This is a genomic window from Acetobacter lambici, assembly GCF_011516885.1.
In the GTDB taxonomy this organism is placed as follows: domain Bacteria; phylum Pseudomonadota; class Alphaproteobacteria; order Acetobacterales; family Acetobacteraceae; genus Acetobacter; species Acetobacter lambici.
The window spans coordinates 1-9,433 of the sequence record NZ_WOTD01000059.1 but is presented as its reverse complement, the minus strand read 5'-3'; the positions used below and the strand labels follow the sequence as shown (position 1 = coordinate 9,433).

General features: G+C 44.8%; 9 protein-coding genes. 7 read left to right on the top strand and 2 right to left on the bottom strand.

The annotated features are described in order from the left end of the window. Nucleotides 1-322 precede the first annotated feature (322 nt). On the top strand, nt 323-1,795 hold the full coding sequence (locus GOB86_RS13795; RefSeq protein ID WP_165993163.1) for a VapE domain-containing protein: 1,473 nt from the start codon (nt 323-325) through the stop codon (nt 1,793-1,795). A 540-nt stretch (nt 1,796-2,335) separates the two neighbouring features. On the opposite strand, the gene GOB86_RS13790 is transcribed toward GOB86_RS13795, so the two are convergent. Both GOB86_RS13790 and GOB86_RS13785 read right to left on the bottom strand, forming a co-directional pair. Then, on the bottom strand, nt 2,336-2,743 hold the full coding sequence (locus tag GOB86_RS13790) for a hypothetical protein (protein ID WP_165993162.1): 408 nt from the start codon (nt 2,741-2,743) through the stop codon (nt 2,336-2,338). Nucleotides 2,744-2,918: 175 nt separating this feature from the next. Beyond that, nucleotides 2,919-4,700 carry a terminase large subunit gene (locus GOB86_RS13785; RefSeq protein ID WP_165993160.1) on the bottom strand — a complete coding sequence of 594 codons (1,782 nt, stop codon included), beginning with the start codon at nt 4,698-4,700 and terminating at the stop codon, nt 2,919-2,921. Between the two features lie 50 nt (nt 4,701-4,750). On the opposite strand from GOB86_RS13785, the gene GOB86_RS13780 reads away from it, so the two are divergent. Genes GOB86_RS13780 through GOB86_RS13755 form a run of 6 tightly spaced genes read left to right on the top strand, consistent with a single transcriptional unit; the run spans nt 4,751 to nt 8,778 of the window. Beyond that, the gene (locus tag GOB86_RS13780) at nt 4,751-4,903 is read left to right on the top strand and encodes a hypothetical protein (RefSeq protein ID WP_165993158.1); all 153 of its coding nucleotides are present in this window, start codon (nt 4,751-4,753) and stop codon (nt 4,901-4,903) included. Next, the gene (locus GOB86_RS13775) at nt 4,891-5,550 is read left to right on the top strand and encodes a hypothetical protein (protein ID WP_165993157.1); all 660 of its coding nucleotides are present in this window, start codon (nt 4,891-4,893) and stop codon (nt 5,548-5,550) included. Before GOB86_RS13780 ends, GOB86_RS13775 begins: the two co-directional genes overlap by 13 nt. 1 nt (nt 5,551) lies before the next feature. Next, nucleotides 5,552-6,136: a hypothetical protein gene (locus GOB86_RS13770; RefSeq protein ID WP_165993155.1), complete on the top strand. Its 585-nt coding sequence runs from the start codon at nt 5,552-5,554 to the stop codon at nt 6,134-6,136. A 49-nt stretch (nt 6,137-6,185) separates the two neighbouring features. Next, nucleotides 6,186-7,607: a hypothetical protein gene (locus tag GOB86_RS13765; protein WP_165993153.1), complete on the top strand. Its 1,422-nt coding sequence runs from the start codon at nt 6,186-6,188 to the stop codon at nt 7,605-7,607. A gap of 14 nt (nt 7,608-7,621) precedes the next feature. Beyond that, nucleotides 7,622-7,999 carry a phage tail tube protein gene (locus tag GOB86_RS13760; protein WP_165993151.1) on the top strand — a complete coding sequence of 126 codons (378 nt, stop codon included), beginning with the start codon at nt 7,622-7,624 and terminating at the stop codon, nt 7,997-7,999. Between the two features lie 35 nt (nt 8,000-8,034). Beyond that, the gene (locus GOB86_RS13755; protein WP_165993149.1) at nt 8,035-8,778 is read left to right on the top strand and encodes a hypothetical protein; all 744 of its coding nucleotides are present in this window, start codon (nt 8,035-8,037) and stop codon (nt 8,776-8,778) included. Nucleotides 8,779-9,433: the final 655 nt, after the last annotated feature.

The window sequence follows — 9,433 nt, the reverse complement described above, 5'->3', positions numbered from 1 at the left end:
CATATACATTTTGAGCATTTGATATACATTTTGACGGTGCTCATATACATTTTTACATGAATAATGACAGTCATGAGTGTCTGGTAGTATATTTTCTTTATACAAAGAGGCGATAAAATCGCGTCAAACTATAAATAGAACTGTAACGACAAACATGCCAAGCGAGTAGTTACAGACCAAATACAATTTGAATTCTGAATATCAGAACTGTTATAAATACGAACAGTGAATTGCACTACATATTGGTCTGTACCACCCCACTCGATACTCGCTTGGCAGCATTTAATCGAGTGGGGTTTTTTATTAGAAAGGCTGCCAAGCAATGACAGACATTACAGCAATGGATATTTTAGAGACTATCAAAAGTGCCGCAGATGACCGCAAGATGGCTCATTTTTATGAGTCTTTGAAGGTGTTGTCCGCAGATGAAGATATCTCGGACATTAAAAAATACATGGTCGAACACAAGCATCTCACGGCCAAGAAGTTCGATGATATCGTGAGGAACCAAAAGAAAACCGAAGAGATCAATGATAAGTTGGGTTTCAAACCCGAGACATTAAGCCAGTTTGTTGAGCAGGCATTTCTCACCACATTAAAAATGACCCAACACCTTGATGGTAGTCTTGTAAAGACACCCGATCCGATAGGACGATTAACTGGTGACGCATGGGTTGATCGTGTTCAACTCTCTGAACGTCAGATGATGTCCACGCAGAACATAACTTCCTCAGATATTGTGAATGAACTGATCGTTCTAAATGCGGACTTAAATCTCGGTTATGGTGAACGTGCCATTCGTGCTGCCCTTGAGACATATCTCAAGAGAGACCGTCAGGTTAAGAAAACAGAAGTTATGTTGAGTCTGACTTATTCAAAGACTTCTGAGAGAGACGCAAAAGTCCATTGGAATAATTTTGAGCAATCCGCCTTCGTTGGTCATGATTACAAAGCAGGCTTCATCTCAGCGGTGATGAAAAAGTTCATCTGGCAAGTGAAGCGTAAGACCCGTGGCCTGACTGTCAGTGATCACCTGATGCCAATTATATATGGTGAGCAAGGGGCGGGTAAGTCCATGATGATCACCACATTCCTCAAGCCGCTCGCAGGTTGTTTCAAAGAGATATCCGTAACTCTACTGACTGACGGTAAGACGAATGACATCTATGATTACCCTGTGTTGTTCCTTGAAGAACTCGCTGAGGTTCAAGAGGCAAGCCCGGAGACATTGAAAAAGGTTCTGACTGGTTCGGATATCAACAACAGGACATTCCAGACACAAAGCACGGCAGCTATTAAACAGCTATCAACATTCATCGCGGCCACGAACAAACGTGTTCAGACCATGATCAGAGATGAGACTGGTATGAGGCGATATGTTGAATTGACGATGATGGGGCCAACTGACCGAGACGTGCTCAACGCCATTAACTTCGATCTTTTATGGCAATCCGTTGATGAGGAAGCCGCAGACCCCATGCTGCCATTCACACTTGAACTCAAAAATATTCAGGAAGCAATGCGCGTCAAAAGCAGTGTTGAAGAGTTCCTTGAAGACGAGTTCAAGCTACTGGCAATGGACAAAACAACCGTTGAAGATGGTTATATCAAGCCAGCGATGTTTTATCGCTACTATGAAGAATGGTGCTCACGTTATGGGCATAAGACTATGAACAAAGGTAACTTTGTTGAAAAGGCCAGATCACTAATTCAGTTTAATCATTCATTGAAAACTCAGTGGTCAGTTAGAAAAAATGGAAATTCATTTCAGTTCAAACAGATAAAGGACGCATAATGAAAAATATTAAAAGATTATGTAGAAATTGCGGATCACCATTCTACACGGCAGGGAAGAACGAGCATCATTATTGCTCGTTCTTCCCTGCTTGGTTGACAATGTAACCGTGAAACGAAAAAATGAGTTCGAGGCAACAGATTGTTGGATATGGCACGACGAAGAAGCTGAGTTGGTGAACAGAGAAGCCAAAGAAGTCTTTTCATTACGAGAAGCTTTATTGAGCGATCATGGTATCAAGACAAAAAGTAAGTTTATTGGAATGCGTTGCGAACGCAGATGCTGCGTTAATCCATATCATGTAATGGTCTGTGACAGCTCAGATGAATACTACTTCGATCAGCTAACAAAGAAGATAAATACTAACGTGGATCATGGGGAACGTAAGCCACTAGGAACGCATTGGTTTCCAATGCCAAGAGATTCATAGAGCCATTTATTTTAGATATTATATATTATATATTATATATTATAGACATAGCTCACGTGAGCTATGTCTATAATAATTTTCATTTCTAATATGGGGTGTTCTCAACCTAACTACCGTATGAGAGCGGAGGCAATACCACGCCATACATTTTCCACAAGAGCCGGGTCTTTATTCGCCAGTTGAGAGCGCCACTTCCCGTAGATGGAGCCCCAGTCAGCTCCCTCTGTGTTTTCGTAATCAGAGAACACCTCTTGAGCTTTAGGAGAATCTAAAAACTCAGCTATCGTGTCGGGGGGAGCACCAGCACTGGTGGGGCCATTTGGTATATTGGTTACGGAAAGAGACATATCCTTGGGCATCTGATTCGAAAGGATTTCTGCTGCAACAAGAGCAAAAAGCACTTCGGCTTGAGCATAACCGAAGCCAACCATTTTATCACGCGGGATGTGTAATAAAAGGGAGCGTGTCGTATCAGTGACATCACTTATTTGAAGAGTTGATTTAGGGGGTAGGCACATAACTACTACTCCTCACATGAGCGAGAGCTAACAACGCCCCATCTAGGCAGCGCTGGTAGGTCTTTGACCTACAAAAAAAAGTTTATTCTAAATTTCTACCATGGCAACTGTTAGGTGATATTTTTTCTATTTACCCCGCTATTGTCACCGTCACACGCAAACGTAAAAAAGTCTCTCAAATCATAATAGCATCCCATGAGTCACCATTACTGCCATTGCGGATCATAAAGCGTTCCAAGGCGTTCAATGTGGCCTTCAAGCCGTCAATCTTATCCTGAGGGGCGCCGGGGTCTTTGTCCACTAAGATCAGACCCCCATTACCCACACGAACAACCGCATTCAGGCAGTTCCAAACCAAGATGTCATGATGGAAGTGAATACGCTGCTCAAGCACCAGTCGCTTGAAGAACTTAGACGCATCATTCAATCCACCCATCGACTGATTGATCTGGCTCACTGAATCACGCCCGAACTGGTTCTGAATGTTGGTCATCATCTGATGCCCATTCCATCTATCGAAGGCAGTCTCAATAACTCGATGGCTACGGAACTCTTTGAAGATCATCTCTTGTAGGACTTCATAGTCAATCGTATCACCGGGCATCGTCTCAAGTAGGCCGTCTTTTTCCCACATCGTGTATTTGGGCTTAGACCCTGATGCCACTAGACGGCTTGGACTGAAGAACCTCGGATAGACGTAGTAGTGCTTGCGCCAGTTCCCTTCTCCTTCATCGACAAATTTTTCATAGACATTCACCAAGGCGGTCATGTCCTCAGTCCAGCCCAAGTCCACTCCGATAATGCAGGGTATGTCTTTGAAGTGCGCTTCTGGAATGGTCAGGTCATTACATGCCGCGACTTTCTCAGGGGCAAGCCACTTATCACTGCTCTGGTACCAGATGTTCAGAAGTTTGGTGAATGTCTCAGCTTTGGTTTCAGGCCAGTTACGGGTTCGCTCAATGGCGTTGGCAAACTTGGTGTGGTTGATCGCAGAGGTCCACCAAGAGGGATTGGCCTTGATCCATGTGTCTTCTGTGTAGAGGTCATCGCCCTTGTCGATTGTCCACACGCAAGCGAAGGTTTCATTATCCTGAAAATCCCCCCTGAGGAGTTTCTTCATGTAGGTAGATTGTTGGAATCCAAAGTTGGAGAAATTCGTACCAGCGGTCGTGATGCCAACCATCAGGGATTGAGCGCGCTTATTAGAACCTGAACTCAGAACGTCCCATATTTCACTATCCGGGTGGGCATGGATTTCATCGACCAAGGCGCAATGAATGTTCATGCCATCGAAGCTCTTTGAGTCCTTTGATAAGGACTTAAATGTTCCACCCTGTAGCTTTGTTGAAATCAGATATTCGCGTTTACGGCGGACTTTAATATGCTGGATGATCTTCTTGTTTGCCGGGAATTCGACCTGACGCACAACGGAGTTAAAGAGCAAGTTGGCTTGGTCTTTCTTAGTCGCCGCGACATAAACTTCCGGTTCCCATTCACCATCCATCGACAGCATGAAAAGGCCAAACAAGCCCATCATTGCCGATTTGCCTGAGCCTCGTGGTACTTCAAGATATGTTACTTTGTATTGGCGTTTATCCTTGTATTGTCCCTCTTTATTTTTCCAGCCTAACAACATGGAAAAAACCCATATTTGCCACGGGGCTAATATGAATGGAGTTCCGCCTTTATCTCCTTTTAAGTGGTAAAAGTGTCGGCAGAAGGCAAAGAACCTAAAGCCCGGATGCGGATCGAAATAATAGGGACAATCAGGATCAGCTAACTTCGCGCGTTCACGAGCAATGGCATTTTTAACGAACTGACATGCGGGTATCATCCCGCTTTCAACTTGCCTCGCATACCACCAACAGTCGAAGTTTTCTTCTTCAATTGTCTTCAGGTATGTATCCATTTTATCAAAGTCTGATTGTGTCTCCCTCCCCGTTAAATCCAATAACATTCTAACTCCTTACTAAATAAACGATATCGAATATTTAGTGGGAGACCCCAATGACTACGGTTGAGATTACTAAAGATAATGCCCGATGGACTGCTGGAACTGTTGTTCGCGTTAAGTCCGTGATTGCGAAAGCTCTTGTGAGTGCGAATGTCGCAAAGGTCATTTCTGTTGAAGACGCGGATGAAGGGCTTTGGGTGAAGTGATGCTCTACAGCCTCGTAACCAATGACGTGACCAAATACCCCGGTGATGTGAATGGCCTGATCGACTTCGTTGGAAGTGCTGGCCCTTATCGTGATGCCATTATTGAGCAGATAGGTGATGCCAACACGTCAACCATTGAAAAGTATCTTGGTACACCACTTGGCAAGCGTTCATGTCGCTTTGTCATTTCACGTAATGCCAGTGAATTATCTGACGGCTATCACAACACATGGTTGAGAACTGGAACGGCTTTTACGTCCAATGGCATTTCCACCAACCAGTGGATTGAATTGCCTTGTCGTGTTGAAAGCATCCAAAGTGTCACGGTTTCGATCTGGGGCGGTGAGGATATTGTGCTCACTGAGGGCCAGGACTTTTATGTCGATCTAAGCTGCAAATACCCCAAGATCATGTTGGGCTGGAATATGTCCATCATGGACGCATTCTACAAATACAAGAACATGATCGTGGACTTTACCGGCGGCCTCTATGAAGTCGATGGAACTGTTCCTGCGCCAATTCTGCTGGCAATCAACATGGCGACCAAGGGCTTCTTCGAAAATCCCGGTGATGGGGTGTTCAATCCAATGGAAAATGGGATGAATTTCCTGCTTAGGAACTACCAAGTTCCTGCGATTGGAGGTTGATATGGATGACCTTCACAATCCAGCCCCGATACTCGATGCCGTGGCGGTTATTCAACACATACAAGCCAATCAGAAAACCTTTGCTCAAGTTGGTATGGGGGCTTCCCCGAAAAAGATCATTGATCAGACCACACCACAGAAACCCCAGTTACCTTATTGCGGCATATCTGTTGAATTCGGGGATGTATCCCCAAACCCCAATAGCAGCACGACCACAGTTCAGACCCTTGAAGTCATCGTGGCCTGTACGTGTGTCTATGATGCCCCGACCGATCTCACGGGCGCAGGTCAGCAAATTACCTTCATGGATAATGGCCTGAAAGACCTCATGCACAGTCTCTACAACTGGCAACCAAGTCAGAAGAGATATCTCAATGGCTTTAGACTGGAACGCTTTGAACGGCTCGGTGATCTGTCTGAAAATGCCTATGAAGTCTATGTCGCATACTTCACCATACCAATGCAGATTGACTACCTTGATGGCTATTTGTCACCTGAAATCCAATTACGAGAAATTCAAACTCAAATGATATTGAATAATGACAAAAATAACTCCGTATCCATTCAGAACATTCAAGGAAACTAAATACTGGTGACTTTTAGGTCACCTCAAATATATATTTTAGGAGATTAACATGGCTATAATTTCGGGAACACCGACTAGCTATACCAAACCCGGCGTTACGGTGAATCTTAACATCAATGATTCATCGACTGGCAGTAATGAATTTCTCGTTCTGGTTATGGGTAATGCGACATCGGGAACCGCTATGTATGGTAAGACAGGGCCATACCTTTTTACGACACTTGATCAGTTGGCAAGTGACTTCGGTAAGACATCTGACATCTACACAATCATCGAGCAGTATCAGCTAACAGACAGCTCAACATCTCTCTATGCGATCAACCTGATCGCCACCAATGAGAGCACCAGCACTGTCTCTAATGGCAACATCAAGAGTATCACTTCAAACCTGAACAGCACCGCAAGCGCAACTGATCCTGCGGGAACTGCTATCGCGGCCACTGGTGGTTCTGGCACAGGGGCAACATTTGACGTTACCTCAACACCATCGGCTTCTAAGTTTTTGCCCGCTTCGGTTGCAATCAACAATCCCGGCACTGGCTATAAGGTCGGTGATACGTTGACCATCACAGGTGTTGGCACACTCACTGTTGCGACAGTCGATGAGACAACCATAACAGGTGTGACCGATGACGTTCTTATGGAGCAGACGCTAGCGACCATAGGCGATATCGAGTTTGACCTTGTTATCGGAACACTCAGTAGCGCGGCTGCAATTCAGGGCTGGCAGACATACGCTGAGAAGGCTTGGTCAGCGACATCTGAACTCTATGGCATCTACATTACGGCAAAGCAGGCTTCTTCCGTTAATGCGTTTATCACAGCAGCGGCTGATTTCACATCAGCGGATAAAACCGTTGTCTTCCCATGCCCAATGTCTTTGTCTCCGGCTCGTTTGATTGGTCAGGCAGCCGCAGAGATTGCAACACGCACACAGATCAGTCCAAGCCTTCCGCTTCGTAGTTGGGCATTGGGAATTGGCGTGGTGCCATTGGCTGAACGTATGCCTCAGAGCGTTCTCGATACTCTCTTTGCTAATGGGTATTCCACGATCAGCTATGACAGAGCGGGTAATCCGACAATCCAGAGAACACGTATTGCGGCAACTCTATCTTCAACTGGTGACGCGATCAATGACACCTCGTTGGAAACACCATTTCAGAGTGCATATGCGGCAAAATATTTCCGCACTCAGTTGACCCCCTACACCTCAAATCCACACATCCTAGTTGATGATGGTCTTGAGACGCCGAGCATCTACATGACCAGTCCTTCGGCAGTTAAGGGCACGATGGTTCATGCCTACCAAGACCTCGTTGATCTTGGAGTTTGCACTGACATCAAGAGCTTCACAGCATCATTGGCTGTTGAGAAGGACACTCAGGTTATTGGGCGTCTGAATATTCAGGCATCCGGCACACTGACATGGGGTCTTAATCAGATTGCACTCAATTTGAGCCTATCGAAATAATTTAGGAGATATTTATGGATCAGTTTTTGAAAGGCGCATTGAGCGCATACATTGACACTGTCTATTACCCAACTGCCGAATCAGTGTCCTATAAGGCACCATTTGAATCCAACATTCCCGCAGAGTCTAATCAAGGCCCACTGGCTAATGTGGTGACTTGGAACAAGGAAGCTGGAACGATCAATCTGACCGTTTTGCATTATTCGGGTTGTGACTATGTGGGAAATTTCAGTAACCCCGGCGGTTACAACATCACGTTGAATGGCCGCTCTGGCAACTCAATCATCGCTAAGGGGTGCTGGCTCGTAGAAGCACCACAGCACGATCAGGTTAATGGCACGACCGAACTCTCATTCGGTACATTATCCATGCAGTTCGTAATGGCATCTTAAGCAAAAGCCCCGGCCTTAACAGTCGGGGCTTTTTCATGAGTGGTTGGATTCCAACATTGGAAAATCAGAAGAGAGGTCTGGAAAAGCTAAAACACAAACCACACCTTAGTCTGAGTATTTTCAATGAGGTATTCATGACTAATTTAGTCAATTTTAACCCGCAAGAAATTGAACATGCAGCTCATGCTGTTAGTGCTCTTACTCATGCGGTTCCCGGCGTCTACCAAGCTATCTATGAAACGATTGGTTTATTCTGGACTGACCCAATCAAAAGAAAACGCCGCGAAAAAAATCTGAACGCTGAATTTAAGATGACTGAGGAAATGATCAAAGGCAAAAAACGTCTCGATGACATTTCTGCGACTCTAGCCAAAGAAGTTCTAGAACCCGCAATGGAAGAAGATAGAGCAGAGCTGCAAAAAATTTGGGCTGCGCTCTTGGCACGTATTATGATTGGCAAAGACAAAATCATTAGTGGGAAAATAATAGATATAATAAAAGAGTGTGATTCTTATACTGCCATTATTGTTTCTGCTTTTCCAGACATTTTGGCAGATGCTGGACAAAATATGATCATCGAGGAAATGGTTGAAGTTATTGTTAATAAAAAAGAAGATATTGTTGATATAGACGATGTTAGCATTGCCTTACGTTGGTTAGAAGAAAAGGGCTGTTTGAAGGAATTAGGCCGATCTCCAGTTTCTTATACGGTGACAGCTTTAGGTAGAAAGTTAATACAAGCAGTTACATTTCCAGAAAATAAAGAAGAAACGGAATAATTTTTCGTTCATGGTATGTCCTTCTTGGGGCATATCATGAAACGAGATGAAGAACTTCGATTCGTACTAGCAAGCAGAGTACGTGCCTATAAGGGCTGGTCATTGAAGGCCACTTGTCCAAGGTGTCGTACCACCAAAGAATTACCGCTTTCAAACATTCCACAAGACACCACCCTACAAGAAGTAAGGGGAGAACTAAGATGTCATATTCAGGGAAAATGCGTGGTTCTTGTCGATACTCAAGACCGTGACATTTTTCACATTTAGCACTTACTGGAAAACGGGCAGTCTAATACAAACCTAATACAGCCCATATTTTCTTTGAAAGTTCGCTGTTATATAAACGACCTTACCATAGTGTTAATTGCTTGTAAGCGGTAGGTCTTCAGTTCAAATCTGAATGGGGGCACCATTTTTTCCCCGCCCAGCACAACAGATGCCAGCCTTTGCCCCTTGGGTTATGAGCCAAGAGGGGCAGACTCCCGGGTCAATTTTTATAATACTCCCACACACTCTGCGTCAGCAGTTGCACAGGTGGTCAGAAGTGGTCCCCATTTTTCGGACAGGGCGATAAGCTATCATCTGGCCTGAACGAGGACGGGTTTTATGGGCAAGGTTACGCGCAAGAGGTATGCGGCGGAGTTCAAGTCACGGG